The organism is Kaistia sp. SLG-1, assembly GCF_059699055.1.
Genome location: NZ_AP048544.1, coordinates 2,040,929 through 2,060,858, shown reverse-complemented (window position 1 = coordinate 2,060,858; position 19,930 = coordinate 2,040,929). Strand labels below are relative to the sequence as shown.

Below are 19,930 nucleotides of genomic sequence, written 5' to 3'. Positions count from 1 at the left end.
CTTCGCCTCCCCCTCGGGCCCACTCTCGGGCCCTTTCTTTCCGAACTGACGCAGGAAGACATCCCCATGTCGCAGCATAAGATCTCGTTCCAGCTCTACTCCGCCCGCAATTTCCCGCCGCTGGAGACGGTCCTCGAAGGTGTCGCCAAGATCGGCTACGACGCGGTCGAACCCTATTACCCGCTCTATGGCGAGGACCCGGCCGGCTACCGCCGGAAGGTCGACGCCGTCGGCCTCGTGACCCCGACCTTCCATGCGCCGATCGAGGGCGTCACGGGCGAGACCGAGCGCTTCATCGACATCGCCAAGACGATCGGCGCCGAGACCATCGTCATCCCCTATCTCGTCGCCGAGCAGCGCCCGACCGACGTCGACGGCTGGAAGAAGCTGCACGAGACGATCGCCACGGCGGCGGAGAAGGCGAAGGCCGCCGGCCTCGGCCTCGGCTACCACAACCATGACTTCGAATATGTCACGCTCGCCGACGGCTCGCGCCCGATCGACCACCTGATCGGCAACGGCGTCTCGGCCGAGCTCGACATCGGCTGGGTGGCCCGCGCCGGCAAGGACGCGGCGGCCGAGATCGACAAGCTCGCCGGCGAGACGATCGCCTTCCACATCAAGGACCTCGCCCCGGCCGGCACGGCCGAGGAAGACGGCTGGGCCGATGTCGGCCACGGCGTCGTCGACTGGAAGTCGCTCTGGTCGCATATCCAGAAGGCGCCGAAGGCGCGCGTGCTGGTGGCCGAGCATGACAATCCCGCCGACTGGAAGCGGTTCGCCGAGCGTTCCTTCGCCTCGATCAAGGCCCTGGTTTCCTGAAAGGCGACCGTTCCATGTCCAAGATCCACCAGATCGGCCTGATCGGCGCCGGCAATATCTCGGAAGCCTATCTGAAGCTCGCGCCGCTCTTCCCGGGCACGAAGATCGTCGCGGTCGCCGACCTCTCGGCCGAGGCAGCCAAGGCGCGCGCCGGCCAGTTCGGCGTCCGCGCCCTCACCGTCGACGAGCTCCTGAAGGACTCCGAGATCGACACGGTCATCAACCTGACCATCCCCTCGGCCCATTACGAGGTGTCGAACGCGATCCTTTCGGCCGGCAAGCACGCCTATTCGGAGAAGCCGTTCGCGCTCTCCGTCGAGGACGGCAAGAAGCTGGTCGCCGAGGCCGACGCGCGCGGCCTCAAGCTCGGCAGCGCGCCCGACACCTTCCTCGGCGGCGGCGGCCAGACGGCCCGCAAGCTGATCGACGATGGCAAGATCGGCCGCGTCATCGCCGGCACCATGCATGTGATCAGCCGCGGCATGGAGATGTGGCACCCCAATCCCGGCTTCTTCTTCCAGCCGGGCGGCGGCCCGATCCTCGATCTCGGCCCCTACTACATCGCAGCCCTGGTCAATCTGCTCGGCCCGATCAAGGCGGTCACCGCCGTCGCAAGCAAGGGCTTTGAAGAGCGCCTGGTGACGGCGGAAGGCCCGCTCAAGGGCAAGACCGTGCCGGTCGGCACGCCGACGACGATCAACGCCATCCTGAACTTCGCCTCCGGCGCGCAGGTGACGCTCGGCGCCAGCTGGGACGTCTGGAAGCACGGCCACGTCAACCCGATCGAGCTCTACGGCTCGGACGGCACGATGCTGGTGCCCGACCCGAACTTCTTCGGCGGCAAGATCCGCTACTCGAAGGAAGGCGGCGACTATATCGAGGTCGACACCTCGGACGCGCCGTTCGGCAAGTCCAACTGGCAGGACGGCAAGCACGCCAACTACCGCATGCTCGGCGTCGCCGACCTGCTCGACGCGGCAGATCATGGCCGCGAGCCGCGCTGCTCGGGCCGCGTCGCCCTGCACGCGCTCGACGTCATGGTGTCGATCCTGCAGGCGGCGGCCGAGAGCCGCGTGATCACGCTCTCGACCACGACCGAACGCCCGGCCCCGCTGACGGCGGCCGATGCGGAGCGGCTGACCGCGCCGCGCTGAGCACGACGCAACCGACATCACGAAACAGAAAGGGCCGCGACATGTCGCGGCCCTTTTTCCATGGCGCGCTCCATTCACGGCGCGGCGAGCTTTTCCACGTCGGGCAGCTTCCACGTCTTGTCGAAGAGCGGCTTCTCGGGACCATAGAGCCGGAACAGAAGCTCGAACTCGCCGTTCGGATCCGTCGGCACCCAGTTTGCCTCCCGGCCCTCCGGCGCCTTGGGTCCGAAATAGACGTCGACCGACCCGTCGGCGTTCTTCGCCACTCCCTTGGTGATCGAGGCGAGGCTGGCGCGGTCGAGATTGCGGATCAGCGCATGGGTGGCGCGGTCATAGACCGTCGCGGACCAGTACTGCTTGACCGGCGCATCCGCCGGAACCCGCAGGCGATACGTTCTGCCGCCGTCGAAGGGATGGCCGTCCCGGTCCTTGCTCGTCATCAGGTAGAACTGCGCCGTCCCGATCCGCTTGATGCCGGTGAAGCCCAGCGTGTAGGTGACGCCGCGCGCGTCAACGGGATAGGTGTCGGGATCGGCATAGCCGTTCTGGACCGCCTTCACGACATCGGCCCGCGCGGCGGGAAACCAGCGGATCCCCTCGTTCATCACCGGAAAACCGGCATCATATTGCGCCGAGAGCCAGGCCTGCGCCTCGTGCGCCCCGGCGAGCAGCGCCGCGCGTGTCGCCGCGTTGGGCGCATAGCTCTTTCCCTTCTCGATGCCGAGCGTGCGCAGCGGGTCGATCATGGCGCGGTCGCGCGGCAGCCAGGGCTCCCGCTGGACGACGCGATCGAGGTTCTCGAAGAAGCTCGCGTCATAGCGGATGGTCGCGTCGAACAGCGTGCCGGAAGCGTCGACGAAGCGGGTCGGCGGCGGGTTGCCGGCCTTGGCCAGCGGATAGACCTTCAGCGCCTTGCCATAGGCGACCGCCTTGGCGATGTCGGCCTTGGCGTGGCTCGCCAGGCTGGAGCGCAGCAGCGCGAAGCCGGTATAGGTATCGGACGGCAGCGCGATGTAGCCCTTGGGGACCCGCGCCGGATAGCCAGGCGGCAGGATGAGATATTTGCCGCCCTTGCCGGCGTCGGCGCCTTCCGGCCCGGCGTCCTCGAGCGGCATCTGCCAGGCATCGACGATGTTGCCGGCGATCGAGCCGCCGACGGCCGGCGGCACCTCGATGACGATCGGCCCGTCCTTCACGTTCCAGAACGACATGAAGTAGATCGAATCCGGATTGGGCGTCAGCGTCTGGTTCTTCCAGTCGGCCGGGCGCGACCAGTAGAGGATGTCGTTTGGCTTCGCGTCGGTCTGGCTCAGCATCGCCTGCAGCATCAGATCGGCATTGACCGCCGGCATGCCCCAGATCATCGCCTCGAAGGCGCGGCGTTCGACCAGGCGGCGATGGAGGTCCGCGACCTCCGGATCCTCAGCGGCGAGAGGGGCTGTTCCCATCAGAACAAGCGACATCACCGCCGAGATGGCCGCAACGGCAAAAGGCTTCATGGGCCCTCCTCCCGGGCCCGCGCGGCCCACCCTCGATCCGCACAGGCTACACCGACATTCCGTAGCGGCACAGGGCGAGAGAGAGAGAGAGAGAGAGAGAGAACGGAGGCTAGTCGTCGTCGCCCCGGTTCTGCGCGAGGGCCGCCCTCTGCTCCGGCGGAAGGCTCAGCAGCGCCTCGAAGGTGCGGGACTGCACCTGCTCCTGCATCGCGCCGACCTCGATCCGGATGTTGCGCAGATGCGCGTCGATAGCCGCCTTGTCGGGGGTCGGCGCCGCGACCAGCGCGTTCAGCTCGGCGCGCAGCGTCTTCAGCCGGTCCAGCCGGGCCACGATGTCGGGCCTCAGGGGGTCGAGCTGCGCCTCGATACTCTTCACCGCCTCGGGCGACAGGCGATCCTTCAGCCAGCGCAGTTCCGTGCGGATGACGCGCGGGCCCTTGTCGGACGTATCGTGGCGGAAGCGGATGAAATCCGTCACCGTCGCGCCGATGAAGAACGCGTTGGCGCCGAGCGAGAGCACGAGCAGCGCCCAGAGCAGCGTGCGCCGGGTTTTCGAGGCGACCTTCCATGCCATCAGAAATCTGCCTCCGACGGGCCGAACACCAGCGCGTCCAGCTGCACCACCTCGATCCGTGGCTGGGCCTTGAACTCCGGCAGGCGGTCGGCGAAGGCGCTGCCGAGCCCGGCCGACACGGCCACGACGGCGGCCAGCGCCGCGATCCGCCGGCCCCAGTGCACGACGCGGGTGCCCGTCTTCTCGAGCAGCTTGCGGGTGATCCGATCGACGGAACCGCTTTCGGCGATGCGCTGGTCGAGAACCGCGGCCGCCCGCTTCAGCCGGGCGGCGTCCGCCACCGTCTGGTCGCGATAGGCCCGGAAGCTGCGATCGGCCAGGAGCGCCTCGCGCGCGCGGCGCACCAGCATCAGATCGGGCCAGCGGTTCAGATCCGGCCCCCAGCGATCGATGGCGTCATGCAGATTGGCCGGGGCGTTGACCAGCTCGGAATATTTTCCGCCGGGCGTCTTGGTCATGACCGCTTTCCTTCCTGCCGATCATCCTCGTCCTTGCGGACCAGCAGGCTGCGAAGCCGCCGCCGCGCCCGGGCGAGGAGCGATTCATAGGCGTGCTCGCCTATTCCCATGATGTCCGCCGCCTCCGCCTGGCCCAGTTCCTGGAAATGGGCGAGGACGATGACGGTGCGTTGCCGTTCCGAGAGCTTGTCGAGGGCCGCCTGGACGACGCGGCCGTCGTCCATCCGCACGAGCTGGCGCTCCGGCGACGGGCCCTCGTCCTCGAGGATGTCGTCGAGCCCGTCGATATCGACATGCGGCCGCCGCCGGCGCAGGCGGTCGATCGCGATGCGGTAGGCGACCTGGTGCAGGAACGTGCCGATGCGGGCCTGCGGCTCCCAGGTCGCGGCCTGCTTCCAGAGCCGCAGCAGCGCCTCCTGCACGACCTCCTCGGCCTCGGCGAGATCGGAGAGGATCGAGGCGACGAAGCGCGTCAGCTTCGGCGCTTCGGCGGCGATCAGGCGCGCGAAGGCGCCGTCCTCGCCGTCGGCCACCGCCTGCATGAGCGCGTGATCGGCACGGATCGCAGCCTCGTCATCCGGATCGTCTATTCCCGCCAATGCCTGCGCCCGACCTTTCCCATGCTCGAATTCGGCCGCGTCATCCGCCTGGCCGCCCGGAAGCAGACGATAGCGCATCGGCGCGGCCGTGGCAGCCGCGTCGCGCCCTTCCTCCCGTTTCCGTTCTGCCTGCGGCGACACGGTTCCGCTCCCCTATTCGGCCGCGATCGCCAGCGGCGACGGAGCGCGTTCCTCCGCCGGGACGTCGCCCCGGCGCGCGCGCTCCTTCGCCTCGACCTCGGCGAGTTCGCGCGCCAGGCGCTGCTCCTCGGCGATGCGCGGCTTCGAGAAGCGGGCGAGCAGCAGGAAGGAGACCGGCGTCAGGAACAGGGTGGCGAGCGCCGAGACGCCGAGGCCGCCGACCATGATCCAGCCGAGCGCGGCGCGAGCTTCCGAACCGGCGCCGCCGGTCAGGATCAGCGGCAGGCCGCCCAGCACCGTCGCGATCATCGTCATCAGCACCGGACGCAGGCGGATCAGGCAAGCGTCGCGGATCGCGTCATAGACCGACAGGCCCTCGTCGCGCAGCTGGTTGGCGAACTCGACGATGAGGATGCCGTTCTTCGCCATCAGTCCGACCAGCATGACGAGGCCGATCTGGGTGTAGATGTTGAGCGAGCCGCCGGAGAGCAGGATGGCATAGATGCCGGCGGCGACGCCGAACGGCACCGTCGTGAACAGGATGGCGGCCGAGACGAAGCTTTCGAACTGCGCCGCCAGCACCAGGAGGATGATGATCACGGCGAACAGGAAGGTCTGCAGGATGCCGCTCGACGTCTCGGTCAGCGTCCTCGCCTCGCCGGTCAGCACGATGTTCATGCCGGACGGAAGGTCCTTCGCCGCCGCCTCGTCCAGGATCTTCATCGCCGAGCCGAGGTCGACGCCGGGCGAGAGCGTCGCCGTGATCGGCACGGCGCGGCGCAGCGACTGACGAGCCAGCGTCGGCGAGGTGGCGCCCTCGCTGACCGAAATCACCGAGGACAACGGCACCATCGCGCCGCTCGCGGTGCGGACCTGCACGTTCATCAGGTCGCTCGGCGTGACGATCATGCCGTCGGGCGCCAGCGCCGTGATGTCGATCTTGTCGTCGCCGATGTAGAAATTGCCCATGTCGGCGCCGGCCAGAAGCGTCGAGACGATCGTGCCGATATCCGAAACCGAGACGCCGAGATCGGCGGCGCGGTCGCGGTCGATGTCGACCGAGAGCTGCGGCTGGTTCAGGTCGTAGTTCAGCTGGACGTTGGAAAATGCCGGATTGGCGGCGAGCGTGCCGATCAGCTGCTGGGCCGCCTTGGTGATGCCGTCATATTCGACGCCGGTGACGGCGAAGGTCAGGCCCTGGCCGCCGCCACGAATGCCGAGGCTGTTGCCCTGGCGCAGATTGATGACAGCGCCCGGGATCGAGCGCAGTTTCTGGCCGATCTCGGCGCTGATTTGGGCCTGGCTGCGGCTGCGCTCGCCCCAGGGGGCCAGCGTGACGAACATGAAGCCGTTGCTGGGACTGCCGAAATTGCCGGCGACCGAGAAGATGTTGGTCGCCTCGCCGGATTTGAGCAGCGGCTCGACGACGCGGGTGACCAGTTGCATCTGGCCCTGCGTATAGTCGACCGTCGCGCCCTGCGGCGCGTTCATGGCGATCATCACCGCGCCGCGATCCTCCTGCGGCGTCAATTGCTGCGGCAGCATCTCGAACGCCAGCACCGCGCCGCCGGCGAAGACCACGCTGATCAGGATGATGACGAGCGGCGCCTTCAGCGAGAAGTCGAGCACGCGCTCGTAGAGCCGCTGGCCGAAATTACCTGCTGCATCGAGGCCGCGCTGCAGAAGGTTGGGACGCTTCGCGACCTTGGGTGTCTTGGTGTCGAGAATGCGCGAGGCGAGCATCGGCGCCAGCGTCAGCGCGACGAAGGCGGAGAGCGCCACGGCGAAGGCGAGCACGAAGCCGAATTCGGAGAACAGGCGTCCGGCGGTTCCCTTGAAGAAGGAGATCGGGATGAACACCGCCGCCAGCGTCGCCGTGGTCGAGATGACGGCGAAGAACACCTGCTTGGCGCCGAGCACGGCGGCGGCGCGCGCCCCCATGCCCTCGGCGCGGCGGCGGGTGATGTTCTCCAGCACGACGATGGCGTCGTCGACCACCATGCCGGTGGCGAGCACGAGCGCGAGCAGCGTCAGGATGTTGAGCGAGAAGCCCATCAGATACATCGCCGCGATGGTGCCCAGCAGCGAGACCGGCACGGTGACGGCGGGGATCAGCGTCGCACGGAGCGAGCCGAGAAAGAGGTAGATGACGCCGATCACGATGACGATGGCGAGGAAAAGGCTGCGCTCGACCTCCTCGAAGGAGCCGGCGATGAAGTCGGCGTCGTCCGAGGTGATGCGGATCGTCACGTCCTTCGGCAGCGTCGCCGTCAGCTCCTCGACGGCGCCGCGCACGGCCGTCGAGATGGCGAGCGTGTTGGAGCTCGCCTGGCGGACGATGCCGATGCCGATACCGGTGCGGCCGTTGACCTGCAGGCTGGAGGACTTCGCCGCCGGCCCGAACACGACATCGGCGACGTCGCCGACGCGGGTGTCGCCCTTGACGCGGATCGCCTTGACGTCCTCGGCGCTCTTCACGCTGGCGTCGGCGCGCACGAACATGTTGCGGTTGGTGTCGCGGAGATTGCCGGCCGGCACGTCGAGGGCGACGGTCGCGAGCGCCGTCTTCAAATCCGCCACCGTCAGGCCGAAGGCGGCGAGCCGCATCGGGTCGACATAGATCGAGATATTGGGCGAGCGGTCGCCGTTGACCTGGACGTCGGCGACGCCGTCGACCGCCTTCAGGCGATCGACGATGACGTCGTTGACCAGCTTGGTCAGGTCCTCGATCTTCATCGTCGGCGAGGTGATGGCGAGCCGCATGATGGCGTCGCCATTGGTGTCGGCCTTGGCGATGGTCGGCGGATCGGCGTCGTCGGGAAGGTTGCGCTGCGCATTGCCGACGGCGTCGCGCAGGTCGTTGGCGGCGACGTTGATGTCGGTCGAATCGGAGAACTGCACCGTGACGCGGCTGCGTCCGCTGGTCGACTGCGAGGAGATGTCGGTCCAGCCGGTGACGCCGGCCGCCGCCTTCTCGATGACGCTGGTGATCTCCTTGTCCATCGTGTCCGGCGTGGCGCCGGTATAGGTGGTGGTGATCGTGACGACCGGCTGGTCGATGTTCGGCAGCTCGCGGATCTCGACGCCGCCATAGGCCGCGAGGCCCGCGACGACGATCAGGAGGTTCAGCACGATCGCGAGCACGGGCCGGCGCACCGACAGCGCCGAGATGCCGCCCGGCACCGCGCCGCCCTTCGGCATCGGGTCGTGCGGACCGGGCTCGTGCGTGGTGGGGTTCGGCGTATCCGATCCGTCGACGCGCATCGTCAGCCTCCCTTCGCGACGGTTGCCGGCGCGTTGCCGGCCCCGCTCTCGCTCTTGTCGGCGCCGGCGGCCCGGTTCCCGCTCGGATCGATGCCGAGCTCCGTCACCTTGGCGCCGTCGCGCAGCCGCTGCAGGCCCTCGACGACGACCCGGTCGCCTTCCGACAGGCCCTCGCCCGCGACCAGAACCTGGCCGCTTTGCCGCTCGAGCACATTGACCGGCACCCGCTTCGCGACGTCGTCCTTGACCGTCCAGATATAGGAGCCGTTGCGGTCCCACTGGATGGAGAGGGCCGAGATCGCCAGCCGCTTCTCGCCCTCGAAATCGAGGGTGACGACAACCGACATGCCGGGCTTGACGCCGGCCGCCGCGGCGGCGGCCGCATCGAGCGAGGCCTCCACCTTGAGCGTACGGGCGGCCGGATCGACACGCGTGTCGATCGAGGTGACCTTGCCGGCGATCGACGTGTTCGCCTGGCTCGCCGGCGTCGCCTTCACCGCGAGCCCTTCGGCGAGGCGGCCCGAATAGCGCTCCGGCACCGGGAAGCTGACCAGCATCGTCGAGACGTCGTCCACCGTGGTGACCACCGTCGAGGAGGTGACGAAATCGCCCTCCGACAGGTTGCTCAGGCCGACGACGCCTTCGAACGGCGCCGAGATGGTCCGGCGATCGAGCGCGATCTGCGCCCCGAGCACGGCGATCTGCGCCTTGCGATAGCCAGATTGCGCATCTTCCAGCGCCGATACGGAAAGGTTGCGGCTGTCGGCGAGCTTCTGGGCGCGATCGAGCGCGGATTTCGCGTCCTTCAGCGCCACATTGGCGAGGTCGAGCGCGACGCGCTGGTCCTGATCGTCGAGCCGGACCAGCGGCTGGTCCTTGGCCACCTTGTCGCCGGCCTTGAACAGGACCTCGGTGACAACAGCGGAGACCTGCGGATAGAGATTGATCGAGCGCGGCACCTTGACCGTGCCGACGGAGCGGACCTGATCCTTCTCGACATCGCTGGTCACGGCATCGGTGACGACGAAGGTCGGACCGAAGCGCGGCTGTCCGCCGCCGCCTCCACCACCGCCCTGCCCGCCGGCCGCGACCAACGCGCCGCCGCTCGAATCACGCTGCTGGTAGAAATACCAGCCGCCAGCGGCCAGAAGGACGACGACGAGGCAGAGCAGGATCTGTTTCCAAAGCGGCATGTTGGTTCCGGTATGTGGGCCCGTTCCTCCCTTGAACGCAGCGGCCTCGCGGATCCGTCGACGCGATGCAAAAAAGTTTCGCGGCGGATTCCGTCGCATCGGGCGCGATCGGCGGTCGGGGCGAGACCCGCGGGACCGCGATGCGTCAGCGCCTCGGCGCCGCCCGACGAAACGCCCCGGCCGCGCCCTAGCATAGCGCACCTGCCGTTAGGAAATGTGGCAACGACGCGGCGGCGCCAGTCCCGCGAGCCCGTTTCAGGCTGTGCATAATCTCGTCATGACGCGCATTTTACAGCCGGGGGACCTTGCCTTCCGGCGCCCGCGCCACGGGCGGGCCCGGAGGGGGCCGCGATGGGTGCCCGTGGCGAAAAATGGCCATTTCCGCCGTTCCGGGGATCATTTTCTGAGGTTCGCACCTCAAACAAAATCCACCCCTCGCGAGCTAAGGAAAACCAACATCCCCGGCCCTGCGGCCGCTGCCGCATTTCAGGTCTTTACTCAAGGGCTTGGATCGTGGACGGTATGGCCCGGAGGAATGATCCTGCGCACGAAACCAGCGGGACGCTTCGGTGTCTCTCTTCGTGCGTCCATCATGGAGGTTGATTTATGGCAAGTCTGACGTTGCGCGAAGTCCAGAAGTCGTTCGGGGAGGTGCCGATCATCCGCGGCGTTGATCTCGAGGTCAAGGACGGCGAGTTCTGCGTCTTCGTCGGCCCGTCGGGTTGTGGCAAGTCGACGCTTCTTCGTCTGATCGCGGGCCTTGAAGGCACGACGGACGGAACGGTCCGGATCGGTGACCGGGACGTGACCCGTCTCGCGCCGGCCGAACGCGGCGTTTCGATGGTTTTCCAGTCCTACGCGCTGTACCCGCACATGACCGTCGCCGAGAACATCGGTTTCGGCATGAAGATGGCGAAGATGCCGAAGCCCGAAATCCAGGCCCGGACCCAGAAGGCAGCGAAGATGCTGCACCTGACGGAGCTGCTGCAGCGCCGCCCGGCCCAGCTCTCCGGCGGTCAGCGCCAGCGCGTCGCCATCGGTCGCGCCATCGTGCGCGAGCCGGACGTGTTCCTGTTCGACGAGCCGCTGTCGAACCTCGACGCTGCGCTGCGCGTGCAGATGCGCATCGAGATCTCGAAGCTGCACAATGACCTCGGCGCGACGATGATCTACGTCACGCACGATCAGGTCGAAGCCATGACCATGGCCGACAAGATCGTCGTGCTCAACGCCGGCCGCATCGAGCAGGTCGGTTCGCCGCTCGAGCTCTACCACCGTCCGAACAACCTCTTCGTCGCCACCTTCATCGGCAGCCCGAAGATGAACCTGTTCAACGTCAACGTCACGGAAGTGACGGGCGGTTCGGCCATCGTCGCCCTCCCCGGCGGCTCGACGCTGGCGATCCCGACGCGCGGCGCATCGGTCACCCCCGGCCCGATGACGCTCGGCGTCCGTCCCGAGCATCTCACCATCGCCCCGACCGAGACGGGCGGCGTCCCCGGCACCGTCGCGCTCTCCGAGCATCTCGGCGGCGAGACCATGCTCTATGTCGACGTCGAGGGCGCGGAATCGACGATCGTCAAGGCGGACGGCCTCGCCGGCCAGCGCGCTGGCGACAAGGTTCGCATCGTCATCGCTCCGGAAACGGTCCACCTGTTCGACAAGTCGGGCAAGGCGATCGTCAACGGCTCGCTGATCTGATCCCGGCCGCCGGAGGCTTGTCTCCGGCGCCCCCATGAAGTCCGATGCCCGGAAGGTCCGCCTTCCGGGCATTTTGCTTTCCGGCATTTTTATGCGCCAATCGTTAACGCTGACGCGGATCTTCGTGTCCGACCGCCCCGCCGGAAGCCGCGCGGCGCACCGAGTCGGTTGAGTTCCGGAAAAGGAGACTTTAAAGAGAAGGTATTAACGACCGTGCGCGGGGCGACCGATTCCGGGCGCCTGCGAGACGGGTTACGAGAGGGACGCCCATGCGCCTGACCCAACAGACCAGCTATTCGATCCGCATCCTGCTCTATTGCGCCGCGAACCCGGGCAACAACAGCCGGATCAAGGACATCGCCACCACCTACAGCATCTCCGAGCTGCATCTCTTCAAGATCATGCATGTGCTCGTCGAGAGCGGCTTCGTCGAGACCATCCGCGGCCGCAATGGCGGCATCCGCCTCGCCCGCCCCGCCAACACGATCACGATCGGCGAGGTCGTGCGCGCGACGGAGAGCAATTTCTACCTGACCGACTGCTTCGACACGACGAATCGGGATTGCCCGCTGGTCGATTCCTGCGGCGTGAACCGGATCCTCGCCGAGGCGCTGCGCGCGTTCTTCGCCGTCCTCGACAGCTACACGATTGCCGACGTCGCCAAGGACCGCGGCCAGCTGCGCGGCCTGCTCGACCTCGACCATGAGGTGATGCCGCCGATCGTCACCGCTTCCTTCGCCCCGCAGCCCTCCTGAGTTGCACTGACGCGAAGTTTATAGTTGACTTTAACCCTCATATTTTAATAGCTGCACATGCGGCAGACATCGTCGAACGATGACGCCGGCTTCCATCGTGAGACGGAGTGGAACATGTCAGTTTCGAGCGATCGCAAGCGGTCGGCCCTTGTCCAGAGTTTGGCCTGCGCGGCACTCCTCGCCGCCGGGACCACCACCGCCCTGGCCGAGGGCGCGCCGCGGTCGATCTCGATCGAGCTCAACGGCGCCGAAGCCAACGGCAAGGCCTGCCGGCTGAGCTTCGTCGTCGCCAACGGCCTCGAACAGTCGATCGATGACATGGCGCTCGAGCTGGTGCTGTTCGACAAGGAGGGCCGCGTCGACCGCTTCGTCGTCGTGCGCACCGCCAAGGTCCCCGCCGGCAAGAGCCGCGTCCGCCAGTTCGATATCCCCGAGACGACCTGCCCCTCGATCGCCCGCATCCTCGTCAACGACGTCAAGGAATGCGCCGGCGCGGGTCTCACGCCGGCCGCCTGCGCCGAAAGCATCCAGGTTGCCTCGCGCTCCGACATCAAGTTCGAGAATTGATGGCGGCGTGACGCGGCGAGGTTAGATGATGAACGTGCGACGCGCATCCTGGGTCTTGGCCCTCATCCTTTCGGTGGCGGCGCATGGCGCCGTGGTCGCGGCGTTCACGCCCGACACGGCTGACATCGCCGAGGCCGGCAGCGGCGCCGGCAGCTCGATCGAAGGATCAGTCGACGCCGTCCTCGGCACGGATGTCGAGGTCGAGGACATCGTCAGCGAGGAGCTTCAGGTCGCCCTCGATACCGAGGTCGTCGAGGTGTCGGAGCCGGTGACGGTGGCGGCGATCGCCCCCGCCGAGACGATGCCGACCCCGGTCGAGCCGCCCGCCATCGCGCCCGCGACCTCGGCCGCCGTCGAGGCTCCCGCCGCCGCCGAAATCACGCCGGTCGAGACCGCAAACGCCATCGCCCCGACGCTGACGGCCGACATTTCGGCGACGCCGATCGAGAGCGATCTGGCCGCCGCCCCGGCCACCGAGCCGACCGAGATCGTCCCGACCGAAGCGCTGACGGCGGCGCCGGCCCAGGAGGCCAAGCCCGTCGAGCCGACGGCGGCCCAGCCCGCTGTCGAAGTCGCGACCACGGATGTGCCGCCGCGCCCCGCCGCCAAGCCGGCGGAGCTGAAGGCGGTCGAAAGCGAGACGAAGCCGCTGGAGGTCCAGCCGACCGAAATGCGCGTCGCCGAAGCGACGCCGGTCGAAACCAAGCCTGTCGAGACCAAGCCCGTCGAAACCAAGCCCGTCGAGGCGAAGCCGGTGGAAGCGAAACCGGAAGAGACGGCCGAGACCAAGCCGGTCGAAGCGAAGCGCACGGAGAAGGCCGAGCCCACCCGCAAGCCGCCGCGCGAGAAGGCGCAGAAGGCCGACAAGACGCGCAAGGCGGAAGCGCCGCGTCGCGGCAATGCCGAGGCGGAAAGCCGCCAGGGCGCCGCCAATCCCAACCAGGCCTCCAGCGCCCGCGACAACGGCACAGGCCGTTCCCGCGAGGCCGGCGCCGGCGCCGCCGCCAATTCGAACTACAAGGGCAAGGTCCAGGCCGCCATCCGCCGCAACACCCGGACGCCGTCGAAGGCGGCGCGCCTCGGCATCTCCGGCAAGGCCATGGTCAGCTTCACGGTCCAGCCCTCCGGCGCCGCGCAGAACATCGTTCTGGCCAGCAGCTCCGGCAACGAGATGCTCGACAGCGCCGCCCTCGCCGCGGTCCGCCAGGCGTCGCCCTTCCCCCGCATGCCGGAAGGCATGCCGCAGCTGAGCCTCACCGCGCCGATCATCTTCGAAAGCAAGATGCGCTAGCGGCGGCGATCGCCGCCGTGCGGGCGAGGCATTGCCCCGCCTGCCGGGCGTTGCCACCGCCGCCCAAACGCCGAAAGCCCCGTATTGACGGACGCTCGCCGATGGCCCGACACTCGGCCGGCAACGGAGGCAAACGTCCATGGAAGCCCGCGAGGTTCTCGGCCGGACCAGCCTGTTCGCAGACGTGCTCTCGGACCGGCAGCTCGACGCCCTCGCCGGCCGGTGCAAGGTCTATGACGTCGCGCCCGGCCGCGTCCTGATGGCGGAGGGCGATTTCGGCGCCTCGATGTTCATCATCGTTGACGGCAAGGTCGACGTCACCGTCGCCGGCACCCGCCATCCGAACCGCGAGGTCGCCATGCTCGGCCGCGGCGACATTTTTGGCGAGATCTCGCTGATGACGGGCGCGCGCCGCGCCGCGACCGTTGTCGCCCTCGAGCCGAGCCGGGTCGTCGAGATCACCAAGGTGGCGCTCGAGGCCGTGCTCGCCGGCTCGCCGGAACTGCTCGACCGCTTCGGCGCGCTCCTGGCCAGGCGCCGGGCGGAGCTGGACGAGATCGCCGACGACGAGCACGCCCGCCGGATCCTCGGCGTCCGCACCGACGAAATCGTCGGGGCGATGCGACGGCTGTTCGGACGCGGCTGAGGGCGGCTGAACCCTCCCCTTGAGGGAGGTTTAAGAAGAGCTCTTCACCATCCGGACATGACGGATCAGACAGAGCTCTACCGCGAGCAGTTGCAGCAGTTCGTCACGCAGCCGCCCGGGTTCTGCCCCGGCGTCTCGCGCGGCGGATCCGGCCGACGCCCGAGATCGCGGGCGTTGAGCTCGTTGACGGCGTCCGTCCGTCCGCTCTCCGCGCGCAGCTTCTCCGGGTACGGCAGGAAGCTGTCGCCGTAGAGCGGATAGGGCACGACGCCGGTAACCCGGATCAGCGAGCCGTCCCAGGTGATCGGCCCCTCGACCCGCCCGCCGCGATGGATACGGATCGTCTTGCCGGGCTTGTCGAGATGGACGACGCGGCCGCCCGGCAACGTCACCACCAGCTTACCCTCGACCAGCACGATGACGGATTCGTTCGGCCCGACGATGGTGTCGTAGATCGTGCCGCGCACGCCGATCGTCGCCACCGGCGTCTTCAAATGATAGCTGCGCGGATCCGAGGAGCCGGAGACGAAGCGGAAGATGCCCTTTGTGGCGCGCAGCGCGATGTCGTTGCGGGCACTGCCGGGATCATAGACGAAGCGATCCAGCGTGATGTCGGATCCCGGCCCGACATTGAGGCTCGTCTCGTCGAGGAAGAGCAGCTGCGCCGTCGCATCGCGACCGGTCCTGACCTGCTGGTTCTGGATCAGCGGGTCGCGCACCGCGAGCGGCCGCGCCGTCCCGCGCACGACGCCCTCGACCTTGTTGTGCACGGCGCCGGCGCGCCCGATCAGGGTCTCGGCCGCCGATGCGGCGGTCGCGCTGAACGCAACGAGCAGAACCGCCGCGATCGTCCTGCGGAATAAGCCGACACGCATGGTTCGCTCCCGGCCGCGCGGAATGGGAAATCGGTGGGATTTTGCCACTCCCGCGCCGACAAACCAAGGCCGGCGGCCGAAACAGGCGCCAGCTGCCGACCGAGGACGGCAATTTGCGCGAGACGTGGCCAAACTGCACCGTTCGCGGTCAAACGCGCGCCCTCCCCTCCGTGGCGATTGCGGCGAGACGAGCCCGAATTTACTCTTGGCTAACCTTGTTTCGCCGTGGGGAGCATTCGAGCGTGAAGCGCCGCCTTCTTGCCGCTGCCCTCTCCGCCCTGGCCGCCGTCGCCGGCGCCGGGGTGACGGCCGCGCATGCCGTCGAGCGCGCGCAGGCCGAGGCGTTGGCGGAGGCCTATCAGCGCGTCCTGGCGGACCCGACCGACGTCGCAGCCAACATGGAATATGCCCGCCTCGCCGAGGCGGTCGGGCAGCCGCGCAAGGCGCTGGCGACCTATGAGCGCGTGCTGCTCAACGATCCCGACAATGCCGAGGCGCTCGCGGCGATGGTGCGGATCCGGCATCTGCTGCAGCCGGACAAGACGCTGATCACCTTCGATACCGGCTTCGGCTACGAGAGCAATCCGCTGCAGCGGCATACCGATCTCGAAAGCTCGCTGAAGGCCTTCGCGAATGCCCGCATCGAGGACGAGCGCCGCTTCGGCGATACGCGCTGGCGCACGCTGATCACCGGCAATGCCGAGTATTTCAACAATGTCAGCGAGCTCGACTACGCCTATTTCGGCGCGGTCAGCGGCCCGCTGCTCCCGGTCAGCCCCCGCCTAACCATAAATCCCTTCGCCGGCGGCGGGGTCTCCGCGCTCGACAATGCCTATTACTATTCCGAGGCGATCGCCGGCATGCAGTTCGAGGGCTACCTGCAAGGCGCCTACCAGCTGATGCGGGTCCGCGCCGGCTATCGCGATTTCGGCGACCAGTCGGTCTCGACCGACGGCTTCTACGCCGATGCCGTGGCGCGCTGGGCGATCCCGGAAGTGGCGACGCTGGACGACGTGCTCGTCTTCACCCCGCATGCGCGCTGGAGCGGCATCGGCGGCATCGACGTCGGGCCGGGCCCCGACGACATCAAGCCGGGCGAATATTCGCAGTGGGGCGCGCGGGTCGAGTATTTCAACAAGGTGGCCGACTGGCTGACGCTGGGCGGCGGCGTCGACGTCACCCAGACCCTCTATCGCAAGCTCTACGCCCCCGATGGCGACAAGCGCGACGACGTGATGATCGAGCCGCTCTTGAGCGCCGTGTTCAACCGCGCCCTCGGCATGCAGACCGACCTCGCCCTCGACTACCGCTTCCAGTGGAACCAGTCGAACGACGAAAACCGCGATTTTGAAAACCACATCCTGACCGCGAGGGTGGTGACGCGGTTTTGAGGCGGTTGCTGAAGCCGGCTCTTCACCCCTCCCTGAGATGATCTTTGCAGAACACCATCCTCATCATGCTGAGGAGGCCCGCAGGGCCGTCTCGAAGCACGCAGGGCTGCGGTGGAGGCCGGCTTTCTTCCTTGAACCTCCCCCTTGAGGGGAGGTCGAAAACGCGCTTTGCGTTTTCGGGAAGGGGTATATTCGCGGAGCGGTAAAACTACCCCCTCCCCAAGACCGCCGATCGGCGGTCTTGACCCTCCCTCAAGGGGAGGGTTCAAGGCGCCGGTTCCATTCTCGAACTACGGGCCAGACAGGGAGAGGTGAAGTCCCCCGCCCTCACCGCGACAGCAACACCAGCGCCAGGGTCATCGCCAGATAGGTGAGCTGGTGGGCGAACTGGTCGAGGCCGAGGGCCCACCAGTACTGCTTGTCCTTGGTCTCCCAGCCGTAGCGGCGGGTGAGATCGTTCTTCAGCCAGTCGATGTGATAGTGCACGACGAATTCGAAGGCGAGGATCAGCGCCGCGGCGGGCAGCGACACCGGCAGGATCAGGAATACCGGCAGCGAGCCGAGGACGTGGATGCCGGCATGGATCAACCCGGCGGGGTGGCCGTATCGGCCCTTGTTCTGCAGCTGGTTGGTCGTCTGCAGGAAATAATCGCAAATGACGTGTTTGACTTGAAACACTGTCAGGACGGCCAGCGCTGCGAACGTAGGATCGATCAACACGGCCCTCCGGAGTGCTGCCGGCTTGAACGCCGGGCTTGCTTGGATTCTGACATATCTCAGTTGGGAGACCTGTGACGGCCGTCACAGGTCGATGGTGATTTGCGAAGCCGGCTCGCCCCCGAGCCCCCCGCGCGCCGCAAGCCGTTCCAGCATAAGGTGATAATAGGTGGCAAAGCGAGCCGGCGCGGCGGATTTCGCCCGGTAGAGCGCCGCCTGCCAGATGCTCGGGTCCGGCTCGCGCAGGCAGGCGATGAAGGCGCGCTGCGCCTCGACGAAATCGGGCGCTGCGTCGGCGGGAACGAGCGTGAAGATGCGCGTCGTGCCGCTGCGACCGCGCAGCTGCACCTGGTCGATCTCGATCAGCCCGGCCGCCCCCGCCTCGCGGGCCGTCGCTTCGCCGACGATGACGCTGAGGCCGTAGTCCTTGGTCAGCTGCTCGAGCCGGCTCGCGATATTGACCTCGTCGCCGATCGCCGAATAGTCGAAGCGCTGCGCCGTGCCGAGATTGCCGACGCAGCAGGGGCCGGTGTTGATGCCGATGCCGATCCGCACATCCGGCATCGCCCGCCCCCGCGCCGCCGACGGTCGCTGCCATTCCGCGTTCAGGCCGGCCATCGTGGCGGTCATCTTCTCGGCCGCGTCGATCGCGTGGCGCGCATGGTCGGGATCGTCGAGCGGCGCGTTCCAGAACGCCATGACGGCGTCGCCCATATATTTGTCGATCGTGCCGCGATGGGCGAGGATGATGTCGGAGAGCGGCGCCAGCAGCTCGTTCAGGAAGCGGGTCAGCTCGGCCGCCGAAAGCCCCTCCGACAGCGCCGAGAAATTGCGCACGTCGCAGAAGAGCAGCGTCAGCTCCCGCACCTCGCCGCCGAGCTCGAGCCGGGCCGGATCGGCGATGATCTCGTCGACCACGGCCGGCGCGACATAATGCTGGAAGGCGCGGCGGATGCCGGCGCGGGCGCGCTCGGCCTGGCGGAAGGTGTAGAGCACGCTGCCGATCACCAGGAGGCCGGTCACCAGCGCCGGATAGAACGGATCAATGAGCAGGCCGGCCTCCTGGAAGGCGAGGAAGCCGCCGACCAGGATGCCGCCGATCGCCGCCACGCCGAGCAGCGCCGCCATCGCGGCCGAGACGAAGGGCAGGATCAGCGCTAGCAGCAGGCCGAGCCCGACAATGCCGGCGATCTCCAGCCCGCTGGCATAATCGGGCCGGGTCAGCGTCCGCCCCGTCAGAATATGCTCGATCACCTGGGCATGGATCTCGACGCCCGGCACGGCGGAATCGAGCGGCGTGGCGCGAAGGTCGAGCAGTCCGGCGGCCGAGGTGCCGACCAGCACGATCCGCCCCTGCACCCGGTCGATCGGCATGCTGCCGTCGAGCACGGTCTTGGCCGAAATGAAGTTTTGGGGATCGCTGGGGCGGAAGCGCAGCCAGATCGCGCCGTCCGGGTCTGTCGGCACGATGAAGCTGCCGATCCGGATATGGTTGAGCCCGGTCGAACGGCCGAAGGCCTCCTCGCCGCTGGCATTCGACGCCTTCAGGATGTAGGAGCCGGCGTCCTGGCCGACCCGCAGCGCCTCGGCCGCGAAGGACGGCACCAGCGCGTCGCCGACGCGCAGCACCAGCGGCACGCGGCGCACGATCTGGTCGCGATCCTCAATCCAGTTGATCGAGCCGAGGCCCTTGGCCGCCTCGTCCAGCGGCGGCAGGTTGGCGACGACGCCGGCGAAGCGCGGGATGAAGGGGCGCGGATCGTCGCCGGCGACGGCGAAGCCCGTGTTGAGATGCGGCAACGGCCCGCCGCCGCCGGAAAGCGCCAGCCCGAGCACGGAGGGGGTGGAAGCGAGCGCCGCCGCGAAGATCGTGTCGTGGGTCGGCGCCTGGCCGATCGAGGCGGCGACCAGTGCCGCCGGCTCGGGCGGCAGGCGCCGGACGACCTCTTCCGGCGAACTCTGGTCGGCCTCGGAGAACAGCATGTCGAAGGCGACCGAGGCGGCGCCGGCCTCGGCGAGCTTGCGGGTCAGGTCGGCGAGAACGGTTCGCGGCCAGGGCCATTGCCCGACCACCTTCAGCGACGCCTCGTCGATGTCGACGACAACCACCGGCTGTTCCGGCAGCGCCGCCGCCGGCGCCATGCGCTGGTAGAGGTCGAAGGCGAGCAGGCGGATCGCCTGCACCGGAAAGGGATCGGCCACGCGCAGCGCGACGGCGCCGCCGAGAAACGCCGCAACGACCAGGAAATAGACGGATCTGCCCAGGAATCGCATGAACTGCCC

At 67.9% G+C, this 19,930-nt stretch carries 17 protein-coding genes; 8 read left to right on the top strand and 9 right to left on the bottom strand.

From position 1 onward, the window contains the following. Positions 1 to 66 precede the first annotated feature (66 nt). Both AC6HZP_RS09185 and AC6HZP_RS09180 read left to right on the top strand, forming a co-directional pair. Positions 67 to 822: a sugar phosphate isomerase/epimerase family protein gene (locus AC6HZP_RS09185; RefSeq protein WP_497526308.1), complete on the top strand. Its 756-nt coding sequence runs from the start codon at positions 67 to 69 to the stop codon at positions 820 to 822. 14 nt (positions 823 to 836) lie between these two features. Further along, complete coding sequence (locus AC6HZP_RS09180) at positions 837 to 1,976, top strand: Gfo/Idh/MocA family protein (RefSeq protein WP_497526307.1); 1,140 nt, start codon at positions 837 to 839, stop codon at positions 1,974 to 1,976. 74 nt (positions 1,977 to 2,050) lie between these two features. Here AC6HZP_RS09180 and AC6HZP_RS09175 read toward each other — a convergent pair whose 3' ends face one another. The 6 genes from AC6HZP_RS09175 to AC6HZP_RS09150 form a co-directional block, all read right to left on the bottom strand. After that, complete coding sequence (locus tag AC6HZP_RS09175; RefSeq protein ID WP_497526306.1) at positions 2,051 to 3,475, bottom strand: DUF1254 domain-containing protein; 1,425 nt, start codon at positions 3,473 to 3,475, stop codon at positions 2,051 to 2,053. A gap of 109 nt (positions 3,476 to 3,584) precedes the next feature. Further along, on the bottom strand, positions 3,585 to 4,049 hold the full coding sequence (locus tag AC6HZP_RS09170; RefSeq protein ID WP_201403264.1) for a periplasmic heavy metal sensor: 465 nt from the start codon (positions 4,047 to 4,049) through the stop codon (positions 3,585 to 3,587). Beyond that, positions 4,049 to 4,507, bottom strand: coding sequence for a hypothetical protein (locus AC6HZP_RS09165; RefSeq protein WP_497526305.1), 459 nt, complete (start codon positions 4,505 to 4,507; stop codon positions 4,049 to 4,051). Before AC6HZP_RS09165 ends, AC6HZP_RS09170 begins: the two co-directional genes overlap by 1 nt. Further along, a complete protein-coding gene (locus AC6HZP_RS09160) occupies positions 4,504 to 5,247 on the bottom strand; it encodes an RNA polymerase sigma factor (protein ID WP_497526304.1) in 744 nt (247 codons plus the stop codon). Before AC6HZP_RS09160 ends, AC6HZP_RS09165 begins: the two co-directional genes overlap by 4 nt. 12 nt (positions 5,248 to 5,259) lie before the next feature. Continuing rightward, a complete protein-coding gene (locus tag AC6HZP_RS09155; protein ID WP_497526767.1) occupies positions 5,260 to 8,448 on the bottom strand; it encodes an efflux RND transporter permease subunit in 3,189 nt (1,062 codons plus the stop codon). 65 nt (positions 8,449 to 8,513) lie between these two features. Continuing rightward, complete coding sequence (locus AC6HZP_RS09150) at positions 8,514 to 9,704, bottom strand: efflux RND transporter periplasmic adaptor subunit (protein ID WP_497526303.1); 1,191 nt, start codon at positions 9,702 to 9,704, stop codon at positions 8,514 to 8,516. Between the two features lie 606 nt (positions 9,705 to 10,310). Here AC6HZP_RS09150 and AC6HZP_RS09145 point away from each other — a divergent pair. From AC6HZP_RS09145 to AC6HZP_RS09125, 5 genes are all read left to right on the top strand, one after another. Continuing rightward, on the top strand, positions 10,311 to 11,405 hold the full coding sequence (locus AC6HZP_RS09145; protein ID WP_497526302.1) for an ABC transporter ATP-binding protein: 1,095 nt from the start codon (positions 10,311 to 10,313) through the stop codon (positions 11,403 to 11,405). Between the two features lie 269 nt (positions 11,406 to 11,674). Beyond that, the gene (rirA, locus tag AC6HZP_RS09140; RefSeq protein WP_201403259.1) at positions 11,675 to 12,160 is read left to right on the top strand and encodes an iron-responsive transcriptional regulator RirA; all 486 of its coding nucleotides are present in this window, start codon (positions 11,675 to 11,677) and stop codon (positions 12,158 to 12,160) included. Positions 12,161 to 12,274: 114 nt separating this feature from the next. Continuing rightward, positions 12,275 to 12,727, top strand: coding sequence for a hypothetical protein (locus tag AC6HZP_RS09135; protein WP_497526301.1), 453 nt, complete (start codon positions 12,275 to 12,277; stop codon positions 12,725 to 12,727). A 34-nt stretch (positions 12,728 to 12,761) separates the two neighbouring features. Continuing rightward, positions 12,762 to 14,018, top strand: coding sequence for an energy transducer TonB (locus AC6HZP_RS09130; protein WP_497526300.1), 1,257 nt, complete (start codon positions 12,762 to 12,764; stop codon positions 14,016 to 14,018). A gap of 139 nt (positions 14,019 to 14,157) precedes the next feature. Next, positions 14,158 to 14,664, top strand: coding sequence for a cyclic nucleotide-binding domain-containing protein (locus AC6HZP_RS09125; protein ID WP_497526299.1), 507 nt, complete (start codon positions 14,158 to 14,160; stop codon positions 14,662 to 14,664). Between the two features lie 77 nt (positions 14,665 to 14,741). On the opposite strand, the gene AC6HZP_RS09120 is transcribed toward AC6HZP_RS09125, so the two are convergent. Beyond that, the gene (locus tag AC6HZP_RS09120) at positions 14,742 to 15,539 is read right to left on the bottom strand and encodes a FecR family protein (protein WP_497526298.1); all 798 of its coding nucleotides are present in this window, start codon (positions 15,537 to 15,539) and stop codon (positions 14,742 to 14,744) included. Between the two features lie 242 nt (positions 15,540 to 15,781). Here AC6HZP_RS09120 and AC6HZP_RS09115 point away from each other — a divergent pair, with 242 nt between their 5' ends. Then, complete coding sequence (locus tag AC6HZP_RS09115) at positions 15,782 to 16,930, top strand: tetratricopeptide repeat protein (protein WP_497526297.1); 1,149 nt, start codon at positions 15,782 to 15,784, stop codon at positions 16,928 to 16,930. 327 nt (positions 16,931 to 17,257) lie between these two features. On the opposite strand, the gene AC6HZP_RS09110 is transcribed toward AC6HZP_RS09115, so the two are convergent. Further along, on the bottom strand, positions 17,258 to 17,647 hold the full coding sequence (locus AC6HZP_RS09110) for a DUF3307 domain-containing protein (protein ID WP_244669879.1): 390 nt from the start codon (positions 17,645 to 17,647) through the stop codon (positions 17,258 to 17,260). Between the two features lie 84 nt (positions 17,648 to 17,731). Continuing rightward, entirely contained in the window at positions 17,732 to 19,921 is a 2,190-nt protein-coding gene (locus AC6HZP_RS09105) for a CHASE2 domain-containing protein (RefSeq protein ID WP_497526296.1), read from the bottom strand. Positions 19,922 to 19,930 lie beyond the last annotated feature (9 nt).

Coding starts and splice junctions, on each gene's coding strand:
- AC6HZP_RS09185 (WP_497526308.1), top strand. CDS start 67: ATGTCGCAGCATAAGATCTCGTTCCAGCTCTACTCCGCCCGCAATTTC.
- AC6HZP_RS09180 (WP_497526307.1), top strand. CDS start 837: ATGTCCAAGATCCACCAGATCGGCCTGATCGGCGCCGGCAATATCTCG.
- AC6HZP_RS09175 (WP_497526306.1), bottom strand. CDS start 3,475: ATGAAGCCTTTTGCCGTTGCGGCCATCTCGGCGGTGATGTCGCTTGTT.
- AC6HZP_RS09170 (WP_201403264.1), bottom strand. CDS start 4,049: ATGGCATGGAAGGTCGCCTCGAAAACCCGGCGCACGCTGCTCTGGGCG.
- AC6HZP_RS09165 (WP_497526305.1), bottom strand. CDS start 4,507: ATGACCAAGACGCCCGGCGGAAAATATTCCGAGCTGGTCAACGCCCCG.
- AC6HZP_RS09155 (WP_497526767.1), bottom strand. CDS start 8,448: ATGCCGAAGGGCGGCGCGGTGCCGGGCGGCATCTCGGCGCTGTCGGTG.
- AC6HZP_RS09150 (WP_497526303.1), bottom strand. CDS start 9,704: ATGCCGCTTTGGAAACAGATCCTGCTCTGCCTCGTCGTCGTCCTTCTG.
- AC6HZP_RS09145 (WP_497526302.1), top strand. CDS start 10,311: ATGGCAAGTCTGACGTTGCGCGAAGTCCAGAAGTCGTTCGGGGAGGTG.
- rirA (WP_201403259.1), top strand. CDS start 11,675: ATGCGCCTGACCCAACAGACCAGCTATTCGATCCGCATCCTGCTCTAT.
- AC6HZP_RS09135 (WP_497526301.1), top strand. CDS start 12,275: ATGTCAGTTTCGAGCGATCGCAAGCGGTCGGCCCTTGTCCAGAGTTTG.
- AC6HZP_RS09125 (WP_497526299.1), top strand. CDS start 14,158: ATGGAAGCCCGCGAGGTTCTCGGCCGGACCAGCCTGTTCGCAGACGTG.
- AC6HZP_RS09120 (WP_497526298.1), bottom strand. CDS start 15,539: ATGCGTGTCGGCTTATTCCGCAGGACGATCGCGGCGGTTCTGCTCGTT.
- AC6HZP_RS09105 (WP_497526296.1), bottom strand. CDS start 19,921: ATGCGATTCCTGGGCAGATCCGTCTATTTCCTGGTCGTTGCGGCGTTT.